Origin of the sequence: Pseudarthrobacter sp. TAF60_1, from assembly GCF_052113505.1 — a bacterium.
Classification (GTDB): Bacteria; Actinomycetota; Actinomycetes; order Actinomycetales; family Micrococcaceae; genus Arthrobacter.
In genome coordinates, this window is the sequence record NZ_JBFRDI010000014.1 from 119,752 (window position 1) to 136,699 (window position 16,948).

A 16,948-nucleotide genomic window follows, 5' to 3' on the forward strand; every position below is an offset into this window, starting at 1 on the left:
AGCCGTCCGGCGTACTATCGAGTACATTCACACAACGAAGTGAGGTAGCCCGTGCAGTTCCATCACCACGGTTACGTATCAGGGGACCCGCGCATCCAGCCTGCCGCCGGCGTCGGTCTCAATCGCCCGGCAGAACTGCCCGGCGAAGTTGACGTGCTCATCGTTGGCACCGGGCCCGCCGGAATGCTTGCTGCGGCCCAGCTTTCCCAGTTCCCCAGCATCACCACGCGCATTGTGGAACGTCGGGCAGGAAGGCTCGTCATCGGACAGGCCGACGGCATCCAGGCCCGCAGCGTGGAGACCTTCCAGGCCTTTGGCTTCGCCGAACGGATCATCGCCGAGGCCTACCGAATCACGGAGATGGCGTTCTGGAAGCCCGACCCCGCGGACCGCTCCCGGATCGCCAGGGCGGCCCGAGCTGTTGACGATGAGATGGGCATCAGCGAGTTTCCGCACCTGATTGTCAACCAGGCCCGCGTGCTGGACTACTTCGCCGAATACATGGCGGACGCCCCAACCCGGATGAAACCAGACTACGGGTACGAGTTCCGCAGCCTGGAGGTAGGTGAAGGTGACTATCCAGTTACCGTCACTCTGGCCCTTGCGGTGGGTCCGAACGAGGGTGAAGAGCGGGTTGTGCGGGCCAAATATGTGGTCGGCGCGGACGGCGCGCGCAGCAAGGTGCGGGCAGCGATCGGTTGCACCATGGCCGGCGACGAGGCCCATCACGCGTGGGGCGTCATGGATATCCTCGCCGTCACGGACTTCCCCGATATCCGCACGAAATGCGCGATCCAGTCCGGTTCGGGCGGCAGCATCCTGCTGATCCCGCGCGAAGGCGGCCACCTTTTCCGCATGTACGTGGACCTCGGCGAGGTGGACCCCGACAACAAGGGGGCCGTACGCAGCACCACCATTGAGCAGATCATCGCCCACGCGAACGCCATCCTGCACCCGTACTCGCTTGACGTCCGGAACGTCGCCTGGCACAGCGTGTACGAGGTAGCCCACCGCCTTACGGACAGGTTCGACGACGTCCTTCCGGACCAGCGCGGCACGCGCACACCGCGGGTGTTCATCACGGGCGACGCCTGCCACACGCACAGCGCCAAGGCCGGCCAGGGCATGAACGTCTCTTTGCAGGACGGTTTCAACCTCGGCTGGAAGCTCGGGCACGTGCTCGAAGGCCGTAGCCCCGCAAGCCTGCTTGCCACGTATTCCGCCGAACGCCAGGTGGTCGCCAAGAATCTCATCGACTTCGACAAAGTGTGGTCCACCATGATGGCTAAGAAGCCGGAGGAGTTTGAGAGCCCCTCCGAGCTCGAGGACTTCTACGTCAGGACCGCCGAGTTCCCCGCAGGATTCATGACCCAGTACACACCATCCCTCATCACTGCCGAAGCTACACATCAGGACCTGGCCGCGGGCTTCCCGATCGGCAAGCGTTTCAAGTCCGCGCCGGTGGTGCGGGTGTGCGATGCCAACCCCATCCACCTCGGCCACCACGCCACGGCCGATGGCCGCTGGCGCATCTACGTCTTCGCAGACCCGGCCGCCGCAGGCGCCTCGTCACCCACCACGGACCTGGCCGGGTGGCTCGCGAACTCAGCCGAATCACCGCTGGCTGCGACGCCGTCGGAAGCTGATCCGGACGCGTGGTTCGACGTCAAAGTCATCTACCAGCAGGACCATACCCAAGTGGACATAGGCGCCGTCCCGGAGGCGTTCAAGCCGCACGTTGGGCCATTCAAACTCAGGGACTACGAGAAGGTCTACGCCACCGATCCCAAGGCTGACATCTTCGAACTCCGGGGCCTGCACCGTGACGGTGTTGTGGTGGTGGTGCGGCCGGACCAGTATGTCGCCAACGTGCTGCCACTGTCTGCGACGGCGGAACTCGCCGCCTTCTTCGCGCCCCTCCTGGCCGGCCGGAAACCGGCGTAGGAGCCGCCCGGAAGAGGCCTCTGTCCACGCGGAATTGGGTGCTTGAGACCAGCCGGCGGGGTCCTCTGACCGGGTCCCGTTTAGGCAGGGTGTACTAGCATGAGATTCCATGGCTGAACAAGAAGACACGCGGCGCCCGGCAGATGGAACCCCGAAGGCACTCGTTCCACGCAGTCAGCTCGGCGGCACAGACCGCCGCCGTAGCGGCCAGGAATTCGAGAACCGCCCACCGGTTTCCAGCCAGGAGCTAAGCCGCGGCCCCGCAGAACTTATCGAGCAACCCCAGCCCAAAGTCAACTGGCGCGTTTTCGTCATCGCATCGGTCATCATCATCGCCTTCTCCGTGTGGGCGATGCTGGTGCCGGCCAGTGCCCAGTCCACCATGAAGACGGTGGTGGCCTGGATCGCGGAGAACGTGGGCTGGTTTTACGTCCTCACCGTGACTGTGGTGATCGGGTTTGTCCTGTGGGTCGCCTTCTCCAAAGAAGGCTCGGTCCGGCTCGGTCCGGACCACTCGCGGCCCCAGTACAAGCTCTTCACCTGGGTGGCCATGCTGTTTGCCGCCGGCGTGGGTATCGACATGCTTTTCTTCTCGGTTACCGGGCCCATCAGCCAGTACATGTCGCCGCCGGCAGGCCAAGGACAAACTCCGGCCGCTGCCGCAGACGCCGTGGTCTGGACCATGTTCCATTACGGCGTGGCCGGCTGGGCCATGTACGCTCTCCTCGGCATGGCCATGGGGTACTTCGCCTACCGGTGGGGCATGCCGCTGTCCATCCGGGCTGCCCTCTATCCGCTCTTGGGCAAGCGGGTCCGTGGCGGCGTGGGCGATGTGATCGACATCGTCACGCTGGTGGGAACTGTCTTCGGCGTGGCCACGTCCATGGGGATCGGTGTGGTGCTGCTGAATGTGGGCTTCGCGTTAATATTCGGCCTGGAGCAGGGGCTGGCGCTGCAGATCGCCCTGGTGATTGTCGCCGTCGTCCTCACCATTGCCGCCTGCACCTCCGGCGTTGACAAGGGGATCCGCTGGATTTCCGAGCTGAACATCTGGAGTTCGGCGGCCATGCTGCTGTATATCCTGGTGACCGGCCAGACCTCGTTCCTGCTCAACGCCATGGTGGAGAACATCGGCAGGTTCCTCTTCACCCTCCCCGACCGCACACTGCAGACCTTCGCCTACGAGCAGGGCGGCTCGGAATGGATGGCCGGCTGGACCCTGTTCTTCTGGGCTTTCTGGCTCGCCTGGGGACCGTTCGTGGGCCTGTTCCTGGCCCGCATCTCACGCGGCAGGACGCTGCGCGAGTTCGTGATAGCCGCCATCACCGCTCCAGTGCTGTGCGACTTCCTGATCGTGAGCATCTTCGGCAATAGCGCCATGCACGAGGTCCTGAACGGGAATAAGGACTTTGCCCAGCTGGCCATAGACAGCCCGGAACAGGGCTGGTACGCCCTGCTGGAAATGTTCCCCGGGGCCAGTTTCCTGATTGGCCTGGGCACGCTGTCCGGCCTGCTGTTCTACCTGACGAGCGCCAACTCCGGCGCCATGGTGATGTCCAATTTCTCCTCCTCCATCCCTGACCCGTCGCAGGACGGCGCCAAATGGCTCCGCATCTTCTGGGCGGTCCTCACCGCCGTACTGACCATCGCAATGCTGGTTGCCGGAGGCGTGACCACCATGGAGTACGCCACTCTCATCTTTGCGTTGCCGGTGACCATCATCGCCTGGCTGGTGATGGCCTCGTTCTCGAAGGCACTGCGCATGGAACGGGCCGAACGCGAGGGCCAGATCCTGCGCCGGCAGTCGACAGCGGCGCACGGCGGCATGGTGCCGGACCGGACCTGGCGGCAGCGGCTGGCCGGGATGCGCGCCTATCCTTCGAAAAAGCAGGTGGCGCAGTTCATGGAGCGCGTTGTGCAGCCGGCACTGGCAGACGTGCTCCGGGAGTTCACCAAGCAGGGCTACGAAGCAACCCTGGACATCATCCCCAACGAGGAAACCAACATCTCCAGCCACGCGCTGGTTGTCAGCATCCCGAACCACCGCGATTTCCAGTACCAGGTCCAGGCTGTGGAGGCACCGGTCCCCATGTTCGGCGGCCGCATGTCCCGCGAAACCGACGTTTACTACCGCGTGGAAGTGTTCGCGCAGACCGGCTCGGAGGGGTATGACCTCATGGGAGTGACCCACCAGCAGATCATCGACGACGTCCTGGACCGCTACGAGGCCCACCTGGGCTTCCTGACCTACTCCACCCAGCACGATTACGCCTCGGTGCTCACGCCTCCCGTGCCGCCCGCCACCGGCTCCTTTGCCAAGATTGAGCCGGCAGAGGGCGACGCCGCGGCCGGGCAAGCAGCTGCGAAGGAGTGACGGCCGTGGATCTGGGGTGACCCGGTGTGCTCAGCGGCCGGCTGCCCGCTCGGTTCGGTGCCCGGCGGCGGGGTAGACGCCCAGGATGCGGACTTCGGTGGTGAAGAAAGCCAGCTCCTCGAGGGCCAGGCGCAGGCGCCGGTCCTCGGGGTGGCCCTCCACGTCAACCATGAACATGGTGGCGGCAAACTCGTCGCCCACCATATAGCTCTCGAGCCGGGTCATGTTCACGCCGGTCGTTGCGAACCCGCCCAAGGCCTTGTAGAGCGCCGAGGGGACGTTTCGGACCCGGAACACAAAGCTGGTCACTGCCGGCCCGGGCAGCTCCGCCCGGGTGGGTAGTTCCTTTTCGCGGGCCAGGACCACAAAACGGGTGGTGTTGGAAGGGTCATCCTCCACGCGCGACGCCAGCACCTCCAGGCCGTAGATCTCGGCGGCCAGCGGGGGAGCGAGGGACAGTTTGGTGGGGTCGTTCCATTCCCGGACCTCCCGGGCCGAGCCGGCGGTATCGCCGGCGATCACGGGGCGGAGCTTGGCGTCGCGGATCAGGCGGCGGCACTGCCCCAGGGCATGGATATGGCTGTGGACCTCGGTGGCACCCTCGATGGTGCTGCCCGGGATGCCCAGCAGGTCAAAGTGGATGGGCAGGAAGAACTCGCCCACGATCTGCAGGTTCGACTGGGGCAGCAGGATGTGGATGTCAGCCACCCGGCCGGCGATGGAGTTCTCGATCGGAATCATGGCCAGCTCCGCCTGGCCGCTTGATACCAGCTCGAACGCGTCCTCGAAGCTGGCGCACGGAATGCTTTCAAGCTCGGGGAACATGTCCATGCACGCGATGTTGGAGTTGGCGCCGGGCTCACCCTGGTACGCAATTTTCTGGGCCATGCTCGGTATGGTTTCACGACTGGTGCCCACGCACCCAACTGAGGAGCGCTATCTGACGCCCGAGCGTACAAAACGACAGACAGCGCTCCCTGCTTTGGGCAGTGACCTAGCGTTGGCGGGATAGTACCCGTCGGCCGTTTCTGCCTGTGCTCATCCGTTGATGACCTGGGGGACGCCGAGGGCTTTGAGGCCTTCGACGCCGAATTCCAGGCCGTAGCCGGACTGCTTGGCGCCGCCGAAGGGAACGCGTGGGTCCACGGCGCCGTGCTTGTTGATCCAGACGGTGCCTGCGTCGAGGCGGGCGGCGACTTTGCGTGCTTCGGTGAGGTTGGGGGACCAGACAGAGGCGCCGAGGCCGACGTCGAGTGCGTTCGCCATGGCGACCGCCTCGTCAACGGTGGTGTAGCGGATGATGGGCAGTGCAGGGCCGAACTGTTCTTCGGCGACGAGCGGGTTGTTGTTGTCGATGTCGGCTACGAGGGTGGTGGGGTAGAAATGGCCGGGCCGGGTGGTGTCGGGGTTGCCGCCGATCAGGATCTTGGCCCCGGAGTCGCGGGCTGCTTCGACGAGCCCGGCCACGATGTCGTACTGGGCTTGGTTTTGGAGCGGGCCGAGGACGTTGTCCTCGTCGAGGCCGTTGCCCATTGGCGTCGCGGCGGCCACGGCGGTGAGTTCGCTGCATACGGCGTCGTAGATGTCGGTGTGGACGTAGAGGCGTTTGAGCGCGGCGCAGGTCTGGCCGGTGTTGATGAAGGCGCCCCAGAACAGGTCCTGGGCGATGGTTTTGGGGTCGGCGTCGTGCAGGACGATGCCGGCGTCGTTGCCGCCGAGTTCCAGGGTGAGCCGCTTGACGGTGTCTGCGGAGGATTTGATGATGGCTTTGCCAGTGGCGGTTGAGCCGGTGAACATGATTTTCCCGATCGCGGGGTGTCCGGCGAGGGCTTCGCCGACGTCGCGGCCGCCGGAGACCGCCGTGAGGAGGCCCTCGGGGAGCTCTTCGTTGAGGACCTTAACCAGGGCAAGTACGGACAGCGGGGTGTATTCGGAGGGTTTGACCACCACGGCGTTGCCCATGCGCAGGGCTGGGGCGAGTTGCCAGACGGTGATCATCATGGGCCAGTTCCAAGGGCCGATGGCGCCAACGACGCCGATGGGTTTGTAGTGCAGTTCGGCGTAGGTTTCGCCGTCATCCACCACTGTCTCCGGTGTCAGGGGTGTGGTGGCGGCGGCGCGGAGCCAGGCGGCGCAGGCGCCGACTTCGAAGCGGGCGTTCGGGCCGTTGAGCGGTTTGCCCTGCTCGCGGGAGAGCAGGCGGGCGAGTTCCTCCGCGGAGCGTTCGACGGCGTCGGCTGCTTTGAGCAGCGCGGCGCTCCGGGGGTCGTGGCCCAGTGCTGCCCAACCGGGCTGGGCTGCCTGAGCGGCGGTGATGGCCCGCTCCAGGTCCTCCAGGGTGTGGACGGGAGCTTCGCCGACGGCGGTGCCGGTGGCGGGGTCAATCATGGTCCGGCTGTCCTGGCCCGGGGCTGCGGTGATCGAGGCCAGCAGGGCGTCGTAAGTTTCCATGGCTTACTCCACTTCGAGTAGTTCGTGCTCACGGGCCGGCGCGGCCTGGGGCTATGCTTCGAGTCTGCCCGCCGCAGGGTGAAGAGGTCTTGTGTATCCGCGAACGGCCCTTGACCCGGCGCGAACGGTTGCGGCGGGTGGACGGGTGACTTCATGGACTTCCATGGACGCCGCACACTAGGCTGCTGCGGTACTGGCCTACCGTCGTCGTTCCCTGAACGTCACTGCCGGTTAAGTGTCACTGCCTCTTAAGTGTCACTGCGCTGATGCACAACAACTGATCACTGCAGGACAAGGCAGGGCGGGCCGCCGCTGCCATGCTGGATTTCACAGTGCCAGTCCCTTTTGCGCGGCACCCCTTCCCCCCAGAGCTCATGACCGTTAAGAAGGATCCAATGAGTATTTCGAATTCCGAGCCCCGGACCACCGAGGCCGCTCCCCGCACGGAGCACTCCACCGCCCTCCGCGCCGGGAGTATCGGCGTAATGGGCATCCTTTTCTTTGTCCTGTCCGCCCAGGCCCCCCTGACGGGAATCGTCGGAGCATCCCCGCTCGCGGCAGCGCTCGGCAACGGTGCCGGCGCCCCGGGGGCCTATCTGGTGGTGGGCATCGTGATCGTCATCTTCGCCGTCGGGTTTGTGGCAATGAGCCGCAAAATCCAGGCGAACGGCGCCTTTTACGCCTACGTCACTGCTGCCTTCGGGCGCAAGGTCGGCGCCGGCGCGGCATGGCTGGCCCTCTTGGCCTACAGCACCGTGCAGGCGGCCATGTACGGGCTCTACGGCGCAGCGTTTTCGGGCCTTCTGGCCTCCGCGGGGCTGATGGTGCCGTGGTGGCTGCTCGCCCTGGTCACCATGGCCGGAGTCCAGGTTCTGGGTTCCCTCAACATCGAACTCGGCGCCAAAGTATTGGCTCTACTCGTGGGGCTGGAGGTCGCAGTCCTCCTGATGTTCGGCTTCACTGTCCTGTTCCGCGGCGGCGGCCCCGAAGGGCTCAGCATTGCGGCGTCGTTTTCGCCGGAAGCCATCGCCAGCGGCGCCCCGGGAGTGGCCATCATGTTTGCGGTGGCCTCCATGTTCGGCTTCGAATCCACTGCGATCTACTCCGCCGAGGCCAAGGACGCGCACCGCACCGTAGCCCGGGCCACCTACCTATCCGTCGGGGTCATTGCGGTGTTTTTCTCCTTCATCTCGTGGATGCTGGTCAGCTACTACGGCCCCTCCCAGGTGATTGGCGCTGCCGGTGCTGCCCTGGAATCCGGCGACTCCACAGCCTTTGTGCTCACACCCATGGTGGAGCTGTTCGGACCCTGGGCCGGCATCACCACTGGCATCCTGCTGGTCACGTCCCTGCTGGCGGGAATTATCGCCTTCCACAACGGGATCAACCGCTACCTGCACTCCTTGGCGCTGCGCGGTTCCCTGCCCGCCATCGTGGCCAGAACCAACCAGCACCGCGCACCCGCGGTTGCGGCCTGGATCCAGACTGCCACCGCCGTCGTCCTCGTTGCCCCCTTCGCCATCCTGGCCCTGGACCCGGTCCTGACCCTGTTCTCGTGGTTCAGCGGGCTGGCCGTCGCGGCACTCCTGGTGCTCTACATCCTGTGTTCAGTGGCCGTCGTCGGATTCTTCCGCCGTGAAAAGACGGCTGGACAGCCGTGGCAGACGCTTATTGCCCCGGTGCTCGCCTCCGTGCTGCTGGCATGGGTGCTGTCCCTGGTGGTCAGCAACTTCACTTCGCTGATTGGTGGAAGTGCCGAAACGGCCACCGCGCTGCTCGTGTCGGTGCCGGTGGTGTTCGCGGCCGGCCTGCTGGTGGAAGCGGAGGTCGAACGGCGCCACAAGGCCGCAGCCCTCGGGCACGCCGGCTAGCGGTCAGCCGTCCCGAACGCTCTGCGCAGCCTCCCCGGCAGGTCCGGGGAGGCTGCCTTGCTGTTCCGGGGAAGCTCACCAAATAGGTGGTCCGGCACGAAATTCCGTGCCGGACCATGGCTATATGCTTGCGGTCAGCCGTTGCGGCGCCATTCCGTGGGTGAAACGTTGAACGCGTCGCGGAAGGTACGGCTGAAGTGCGCGGCATCCAGGAAGCCCCACTGTGCGGCCACGGTACCCACGGACTTTCCTGCGTGCAGTGGATCCTGCAGGTCCCGCCGCGCACCGTCCAGGCGCTGGCTCCGGATGAAGCTGGCAACGGTGGTTCCTGACTCGTGGAAGACATTGTGCAGGTGCCGGGTGGAGATGAAGTGTGCGGCGGCGATGCTGGCCGGTGAGAGCTGGGGGTCCGACAGGTTGGCTTCGATGTATTCGCGCACCGACACGGCAAGCATCGCCTGCGGCTTCATCCGGTCCGGGGCGATGTCCATTTCGGCGTGCAGCATGGTGGACACCAGGTCCAGGGCGTTCGTGGCGAGCCGGGAGCCGCTTGGTCCGCTGAGGACATCCAGGTTCTCGGACAATTGCCGGATGAATTGCCCCACGATCCCGCTGAGCCCGGTGCTCCCAGCCATCCGTACGGCGGCCAGTTGGCCAACGTAGTCGGTGGGCAGAGAGAGGGCATCGCACGGGAACATCACCACCATCATCCGGGCCTGTTCCTCGAAGGCGAGTGTGTAGGGCCGGTTGGTGTCATAGATCGCCAGGTCACCCGGGCGGAGGAGTGCTTCGCGGTTGTCCTGGATCAGGAGCCCGGTGCCCTCGAGCTGGAGGTTGAGCTTGAAGTAGCGCTCGCCGGCCTGGGCGATCAGGGCCGGTGTGCGGTGGACTTCATGGGAGGTCGCGCTGACTTCGACTACAGCCATGCGGTCCAGCACTCTTGACCTCAAATGGCCGCGGAAGCCGTCCACGTCAGATGACTGCGCAGTGAGCGGCACAAAGGACTCCGCCACGAGGTGTTTCCAGTGGTCGAAAGATGACGCAACGCTGGAAGTGACGTTCTGGCCGATGGGCCGTGCTGTAGCTGCTGGCATGGATGTTCCTGACGACGGATGGCCATCTGGCCTTGATTCCCCCGGGACTGTGTCCTGCGACACATTCTTTACAGGCTAACGCCACATGCAGTCTTTTTTCAACGTCTGGCGAAAAAAGACCTGCGTCCCGGCGATTGGTGCACGCCGCTACCGGGTCAGCAGGGTAAAAAAGCCCTCCAGCTGCTCGTCCAAGCCGGGACCGGGGTGGCCGGCGGGAGCCAAGGCGGCAACAATTTGGGCTCCCAGCAGCATGTTGAGGAGCTGGCCTGCCAGGGCGGCGTCGTCGATGGCGGCCTTAATGTCCCCATTGTCGCGCGCCTCTGCGAGGTAGCGCCGAATGGTGGTCAGCCACTCGTCCATGGACTGCTGGTGGAGTGCCGCTTTCTGGGGGTCGTTAATGGCCTTTTGCCAGAAGGGGATGACGATGCGGGCTTCATTGATGCGTTCCTCATCAAGCGGCAGGACCTCCATGCTGAAGGCTCGAAGCGCCGGCAGTCCTGTTTTGCCTTCCGTGACCTTAACGATGCGCTGGTTGGTGCGGTTGAAGACGTGGCCGAAGGCGAATTCGAGGAGGGTGTCCTTCGTGGGAAAGTAGGGCTTGAGTGCCCCGTTGGCAAAACCGGCCTCGAGTGCGATCTCGCGCATCGTGGCACCTTCAAGGCCGTTGCGGGCGATGATCCGCCAGGTGGCATCCACCAGCTCCAGGCGGCGCTCGTCATGGTCAACTATTTTAGGCACCGCGGCCGCTCCCGGAAATGTTTTTGCTGAAACCCTTGTGAGCCATCTTACGGACGCTTATTCTCTACAACTATAGAAAATAAATATTCCGACCCGCAACGGTCCCGGACAAAGGTCATCCATGACGATTGCACCAGTTGACGCCGCAGCCCCGTACGGCCTGGCCTCAGGCGAGGAAATTTCCCAGGTTCAGGCCATCCTGCTCGCCTCCGGGCTCTTGGGACCGCAGAAGCGCATCGCCTACCTGGGCCTGCTGGATCCCGCCCGCGGGATTGCCCCGGCCGCACGTGAGCGGAGTGTCGCCGTCGGGAATTCCGAGGCCGGTGTTCCCCCAGCATCTGCCGCAGCCGCACCCCCGGCGCTCGAGTCTGCCGCGCTCGCACTTGCCGTCAGGGACCGGTGCTTCCGCATCTTCATCCACGACGTCTCCGGTGCTGCGCCCACCGACGCGGTGGTCTCGGTAACCCGCCGGGAGGTGGTTTCCGCCGTCGAACTGGATACTGCCGTCACCGGTGAGCTTCCCGTTTTGGAGGAAGAGTTTGAGGTGGTTGAGTCGCTGCTTGCTACGGACGAGCGCTGGCTCAAGGCATTAGCCGAGCGGGGCCTTGACGTCGCCAAGGTCCGCGTTGCGCCGCTGTCCGCCGGCGTCTTCGAATACCCGGAGGAGAAGGGCCGCCGCATTTTGCGCGGGCTGGCGTTCGTGCAGGAGTTCCCGGAGGACAGCGCGTGGGCGCACCCGGTGGACGGGCTGGTGGCCTACGTGGACGTGGTCAGCAAGGAGGTCACCCAGGTCCTGGACCTCGGTGTGATGCCCATCCCCGCCGAGCACGGAAACTACACGGACCCGGAACTGACTGGGCCGCTCCGCACCACACAGAAACCCATCAGCATCACCCAGCCGGAGGGGCCCAGCTTCACCGTGACGGGCGGCAACCATGTGGAGTGGGAGAAGTGGAGCGTGGACGTGGGGTTCGATGTCCGAGAAGGCGTGGTCCTGCACAACCTCGCCTTCCGGGACGGGAACCGCATGCGCCCCATCATTAACCGAGCCTCGATCGCCGAGATGGTGGTCCCCTACGGCGACCCGTCACCCATCCGGTCCTGGCAGAACTACTTCGACACCGGAGAATACCTGGTTGGCCAGTACGCCAACTCCTTGGAGCTGGGCTGCGACTGCCTTGGCGACATCACCTACCTGAGCCCGGTCATCAGCGACGCCTTCGGCAACCCCCGCAAGATCCGCAACGGCATCTGCATGCACGAGGAGGACTGGGGCATCCTGTCCAAGCACTCCGACCTCTGGACCGGAATCAACTACACCCGCCGCAACCGCCGCCTGGTGATTTCCTTCTTCACCACCATCGGCAACTACGACTACGGCTTCTACTGGTACCTCTACCTGGACGGCACCATCGAGTTCGAAGCCAAGGCCACCGGCGTCGTCTTCACCAGCGCGTTCCCCGAGGGCGGCTCGGACAACATCTCCCAGCTGGCGCCCGGTCTTGGCGCGCCGTTCCACCAGCACCTCTTCAGTGCCCGCCTGGATATGGCCATTGACGGCTTCACCAACCGCGTCGAAGAAGAAGACGTGGTCCGCCACGCCATGGGCGAAGGCAATGAGCGTGGCAACGCCTTCTCCCGCAAGCGCACCGTGCTTGCCCGCGAATCCGAGGCCGTCCGTGAGGCCGATGCACGCAGTGGCCGGACCTGGATCATCTCCAACCCAGAGTCGCGCAACCGGCTGGGCGAACCAGTGGGCTACAAGCTCCACTCCCAAAACCAGCCCACGCTGTTGGCAGACCCGGAATCATCCATCGCCCGGCGGGCAGCGTTCGCCACCAAGGACCTATGGGTCACCCGCTACGCCGACGGCGAGCAGTACCCCACCGGCGACTTCGTGAACCAGCACTCCGGCGGCGCAGGACTCCCGGCCTATGTTGCCCAGGATCGCGACATCGACGGGCAGGACATCGTGGTGTGGCACACCTTTGGTCTGACGCACTTCCCGCGCGTGGAGGACTGGCCCATCATGCCCGTGGACACCGTCGGCTTCAAGCTCCGCCCGGAGGGCTTCTTCGATCGCAGCCCCGTCCTGGATGTGCCGGCCAACTCCTCGGGTGCGGCGTGCCATAGTGCGGGCGGTGTCAGTGCGGCCGCCGGCAACGGTGCCGCCGGGTCCGCCGGCGCTGAGGGCGATGCCCACGGCGGACCGGCTGACAGCCACTGCCACGGCTAGGAGGGCCGTGATTCTGGCACCGGGGCGGGTCCGGAATGCCGGGCTCGTCCTGCATTCCCGGCTGTGCGCCATGATCACCGCGGCATCCTGCCTCGCCCACCTGGCGCTCGCTGTCCAGAACCACCACGGCATCTGGCTCAATGTGCTGATGGTGGTGCTGGCCGCCATATGTGTCCCCTGCAGCGTGCACATCTGGCGGCACGGCAGGGTCACAGCGCTCCATCGGGTCATCGTATCGGCGTTGCTGATGGTGGTGGTTCATGGCGCATTGCTGCTGGGAAGCGGAGGGTCCGGCCACAGTCATTCGGCCGGAATGCCGCCTATTTCAGCGCCTGCGGACGCATCCGGAGCAGCCGGCCTGCTGACCGTCATTGGTATGGAAATCACGACGGCGCTGCTCGCGGCAACGCTTGTTGCCCGGCTTCGAGTTCCCGGTTACCCCTCTGAAGAAGGCAACTGAACAGTGCGTGGCGTTGAGCCGGCGGAGTCATCCGTGACTTTATGAGGAGCATCACAGAAAGGTCGGCAGCAACATTCGGTTGTTATCATTTCATGTTGAACATTTAACGAATCTGAGGAGACAGTGTGGACGCGCGGCTTGAGGCCATCCGGAATACGGTACTGGCGCGAAACCCTGGCGAGGCCGAATTCCACCAGGCTGTAACCGAGGTTTTCGAGAGTCTCGGCCCCGTTCACGACAGGCATCCTGAGCTGCTTGAGGCCGCCATCCTGGAACGGCTGTGCGAGCCTGAGCGCCAGATCATCTTCCGCGTTCCGTGGACCGACGACTCCGGCCGTGTCCAGATCAACAGGGGTTTCCGGGTTGAATTCAACTCCGCCCTTGGTCCGTACAAGGGCGGCCTGCGCTTTCACCCGTCGGTCTACCTTGGCATCGTAAAGTTCCTTGGCTTCGAGCAAATCTTCAAGAACGCCCTCACCGGCATGCCCATTGGCGGCGGCAAGGGCGGCTCGGACTTCGACCCCCGCGGCCGCAGCAATGCCGAGATCATGCGGTTCTGCCAGTCCTTCATGACGGAGCTGTACCGCCACATCGGCGAGTACACGGACGTGCCGGCCGGTGACATCGGCGTAGGCGGACGCGAAATCGGCTACCTCTTCGGCCAGTACAAACGCATCACCAACCGCTACGAATCCGGCGTCCTGACGGGCAAGGGAATCTCCTGGGGCGGTTCCCTGGTGCGTCCCGAGGCTACAGGTTACGGCACCGTCATCTTCACGCAGGAGATGCTGAAAACCCGCGGAATGTCCTTCGACGGGCAGCGCGTTGTGGTGTCCGGCTCCGGCAACGTCGCGATCAACGCCATCGCCAAGGCGCAGACGCTGGGTGCCAGCGTGGTGGCCTGCTCCGATTCCTCCGGTTACATCGTGGATGAGGCCGGGATCGACGTCGGGCTTTTGCGCGAGATCAAGGAAGTGGAGCGCGGACGCCTGAAGGATTACGCCGTTCGCCGTCCCGGCGTTTCCTACGTGGAATCCGGGTCCGTATGGGACGTCGATGCCAAGGTGGCGCTTCCGTGCGCAACGCAGAACGAGCTCGACGGCGATGCTGCCGCGCGGTTGGTGCGCAACGGTCTCATCGCTGTCGGCGAAGGCGCCAACATGCCCTCCACACGCGATGCCGTGGCAGCGTTCCAGGAGGCCGGCGTGCTGTTCGGACCGGGAAAAGCGGCCAACGCAGGCGGGGTTGCAACATCGGCTCTTGAGATGCAGCAGAACGCCAGCCGCGACTCCTGGACCTTTGAGCACACCGAGCAGCGCCTCACGGAGATCATGGTGGGGATCCATGACCGCTGCGCGTCCACCGCGGACGAATACGGCGAGCCGGGCAACTACGTGCTCGGCGCCAACATCGGCGGCTTCGTCAAGGTGGCTGACGCCATGCTGGCACAGGGGCTTATCTAGCGCAGCAGCCAGGAAAGCACGTTCTTTTACAGAGGCCACGGACCAATACAGGTCCGTGGCCTCGGTGCTTTGGCGGCAAGCACGAGTTGAGGCGCCAACTGCCAAGTCGAGGCACTGGAGTGACGTCTGAAACTCGCGTGCGGACGACTGAAACGTTGAATTAACCGGGCGGAAACCCACGGCGAAACAGCAGCCCTACAGTTGGAATCAGACGGCACTAGCTGCCCTCCAAATGAACGTGGTAGTGACTCCGCGTACCTCCTCCGACGCGGCTTCGACGGGCAAGTTCCGTTCTCTCTTCGCATCACGAAAGGGGTTTCCCATGGATTCGGGAAATGTCGCTTGGATTCTGGCCAGCTCCGCGCTGGTTTGTATGATGATCCCCGCCCTCGCCCTGTTTTACGGGGGCATGGTGGGGTCTCGTCGCATTCTCAACATGATGATGATGTGCTTTGGCGGCGCGAGCCTGGTGGCTGTGCTCTGGGCGCTTTTCGGCTACTCGATGGCCTTCGGCAACTCCGTGGGGGGCCTGGGACTGATCGGTGACATCACCGAATTCCCCGGCATGGGACAGTTGCTGGCCAAGGATGACGCGGCAGCGATCCCGGGGATCCTCTTCGCCGCCTTCCAGCTATTCTTTGCCTGCGTCACCACGGCACTGGTTGCGGGAGCAGCAGCGGGACGGATGAAGTTTGGTGCCTGGATGCTGTTCGCGGGCATCTGGGCCACCATCGTCTACTTCCCCATCGCACACTGGGTGTTTGCCTTCTCGTCTGCCGACGGAACCGTTACCGGCGGATGGATTGCCAACGGCATCAAGGCGATCGACTTTGCCGGCGGCACCGCCGTGCACATGAACGCCGGCGCCGCCGCGCTCGCACTGGCCCTAGTCCTCGGAAAGAGTTCCGGCTGGCCGAAGATGGAGCACACCAAGCCGCACAGCCGGCCACTGGTTCTCCTTGGCGCCGGGCTGCTGTGGGTGGGCTGGTTCGGGTTCAACGCGGGCTCTGCCCTCTCTGCCGGCCAGTCGGCCTCCGTGGTCTTCCTGAACACGGCAGTGGCGGCTTCTGCCGGGCTACTCGCGTGGGCGCTGGTGGAGCGGCTCCGCCACGGGGCGGCCACGAGCATGGGCGCGGCATCCGGCCTGATCGCCGCGCTGGTTGCCATCACTCCGGCCTGTGGTGCCGTCAGCCCGCTGGGCGCACTGGCCATCGGCGCCATTGCCGGGGCAGTCTGCTCGCTCGCCATCGAATGGAAGTTCCGGCTGGGCTACGACGACTCACTCGACGTTGTGGGCGTGCACCTGGTGGGCGGCATCATCGGCACGCTGCTGATCGGGCTCTTCGCGACAGACAAGGCTCCGAACGGAGTGAGTGGTCTCTTCTACGGCGGCGGCCTCGAGCAACTTGGCATCCAGGCCATCGCCACCGTCTCCGTTCTGACCTACTCGTTTGTGGTGACGTGGATCCTGGCGAAAATCCTGGACCGCCTTGTGGGCCTGCGTATCAAGCCGGAAGACGAGCTCCGGGGCATCGACCTCGCTGCACACTCGGAGCTGGCCTACCTGACGGACGAAGACCCCGTGCAGCTGGGGTCGCCGCAGCGCGCCTAATAGGGCTCACGCTGCGCAGCTACGCTGATTCCTCCCACTTGATCCGCTTGCGCCCTGAAAGGCGTCGCTTCGGATCAGCTGAATAAATGAATAGATAACGAGTCCGGCCGTGGGCCGAACTGCGGACCGGTGCCAGCGCCCGCTGGCTTATAGTTCCGCGGTTCGGCCCACGGTCGTGAGTGCCGACCAATTCTCAGCCGCCCCGTCGTGAGCCTCCCACGTCGGAAAGGGATCCTGGGGCAGAGGCCGTCCCGGGAGTGAGTCGTCCGGAAAAAGCACGTAGTCCGGAAGATCATCTTCGGCCAGCGGAAAGTGGACCACGTTATGTTCCGGGAAGGGATCCCTGGGGAGATCCTCCAATATCGCCCCACTTTGGACTGTGGCGCCAAAGTGCGTGTCGTCCGGGATTTGGTCTGGCCAGGTGGGTGGTTCCCAGTCGGGGTGTTCGTTTTGGTAGTGGCGGCCGGTGGGGGAGGTCCAGCCGGGTGGTTCGTTTTTGGTGGCGGGTGTGGGTTTCCAGGTTGTGGTGTGTTTGAGGCGGTGGTGCTTGCGGCAGGGTTGGCCGAGGTTGGTGATGCCGGTGGTTCCGCCGTTGGCCCAGGCGAGGAGGTGGTCGGCGTCGTTGTCCAGGGATTGGTTGGTGCAGCCGGGGAAGGGGCATTTGCCGTCGCGGAGTCTGAGCCATTGGCGCATGGCGGTGGGGAT

At 64.6% G+C, this 16,948-nt stretch carries 12 protein-coding genes; 7 read left to right on the plus strand and 5 right to left on the minus strand.

The features are described 5' to 3' along the window. The first annotated feature begins 51 nt into the window (after positions 1-51). Positions 52-1,944 (plus strand): FAD-binding monooxygenase, encoded by a 1,893-nt coding sequence (locus AB4Y73_RS16000; protein WP_441872877.1) that lies wholly within the window; start codon positions 52-54, stop codon positions 1,942-1,944. A 109-nt stretch (positions 1,945-2,053) separates the two neighbouring features. After that, positions 2,054-4,318: a choline BCCT transporter BetT gene (betT, locus tag AB4Y73_RS16005; RefSeq protein ID WP_441872878.1), complete on the plus strand. Its 2,265-nt coding sequence runs from the start codon at positions 2,054-2,056 to the stop codon at positions 4,316-4,318. A gap of 30 nt (positions 4,319-4,348) precedes the next feature. Here the strand turns inward: betT and AB4Y73_RS16010 are convergent, their stop codons facing one another. After that, entirely contained in the window at positions 4,349-5,206 is an 858-nt protein-coding gene (locus AB4Y73_RS16010) for a prephenate dehydratase (RefSeq protein WP_441872879.1), read from the minus strand. Positions 5,207-5,356: 150 nt separating this feature from the next. Continuing rightward, a complete protein-coding gene (locus AB4Y73_RS16015) occupies positions 5,357-6,769 on the minus strand; it encodes an aldehyde dehydrogenase family protein (protein ID WP_441872880.1) in 1,413 nt (470 codons plus the stop codon). A gap of 395 nt (positions 6,770-7,164) precedes the next feature. Between AB4Y73_RS16015 and AB4Y73_RS16020 the strand changes: the two genes are divergently transcribed. Then, positions 7,165-8,640, plus strand: a complete 1,476-nt coding sequence (locus AB4Y73_RS16020) for an APC family permease (RefSeq protein WP_441872881.1) — start codon at positions 7,165-7,167, stop codon at positions 8,638-8,640. Between the two features lie 134 nt (positions 8,641-8,774). Here the strand turns inward: AB4Y73_RS16020 and AB4Y73_RS16025 are convergent, their stop codons facing one another. Both AB4Y73_RS16025 and AB4Y73_RS16030 read right to left on the minus strand, forming a co-directional pair. After that, on the minus strand, positions 8,775-9,734 hold the full coding sequence (locus AB4Y73_RS16025) for a helix-turn-helix domain-containing protein (RefSeq protein WP_441872882.1): 960 nt from the start codon (positions 9,732-9,734) through the stop codon (positions 8,775-8,777). 147 nt (positions 9,735-9,881) lie between these two features. Further along, positions 9,882-10,472, minus strand: coding sequence for a TetR/AcrR family transcriptional regulator (locus tag AB4Y73_RS16030; RefSeq protein WP_441872883.1), 591 nt, complete (start codon positions 10,470-10,472; stop codon positions 9,882-9,884). 121 nt (positions 10,473-10,593) lie between these two features. Here AB4Y73_RS16030 and AB4Y73_RS16035 point away from each other — a divergent pair, with 121 nt between their 5' ends. From AB4Y73_RS16035 to AB4Y73_RS16050, 4 genes are all read left to right on the plus strand, one after another. Next, positions 10,594-12,708: a primary-amine oxidase gene (locus AB4Y73_RS16035; protein WP_441872884.1), complete on the plus strand. Its 2,115-nt coding sequence runs from the start codon at positions 10,594-10,596 to the stop codon at positions 12,706-12,708. Positions 12,709-12,715: 7 nt separating this feature from the next. Further along, complete coding sequence (locus AB4Y73_RS16040) at positions 12,716-13,168, plus strand: hypothetical protein (protein WP_441872885.1); 453 nt, start codon at positions 12,716-12,718, stop codon at positions 13,166-13,168. A gap of 125 nt (positions 13,169-13,293) precedes the next feature. After that, positions 13,294-14,631 (plus strand): NADP-specific glutamate dehydrogenase, encoded by a 1,338-nt coding sequence (gene gdhA, locus AB4Y73_RS16045; protein WP_441872886.1) that lies wholly within the window; start codon positions 13,294-13,296, stop codon positions 14,629-14,631. Positions 14,632-14,953: 322 nt separating this feature from the next. Next, entirely contained in the window at positions 14,954-16,243 is a 1,290-nt protein-coding gene (locus AB4Y73_RS16050) for an ammonium transporter (RefSeq protein ID WP_441872887.1), read from the plus strand. A 147-nt stretch (positions 16,244-16,390) separates the two neighbouring features. On the opposite strand, the gene AB4Y73_RS16055 is transcribed toward AB4Y73_RS16050, so the two are convergent. Further along, positions 16,391-16,948, minus strand: a 558-nt coding sequence (locus AB4Y73_RS16055) for an HNH endonuclease signature motif containing protein (protein ID WP_441872888.1), incomplete at its 5' end; no start/stop codon positions are given.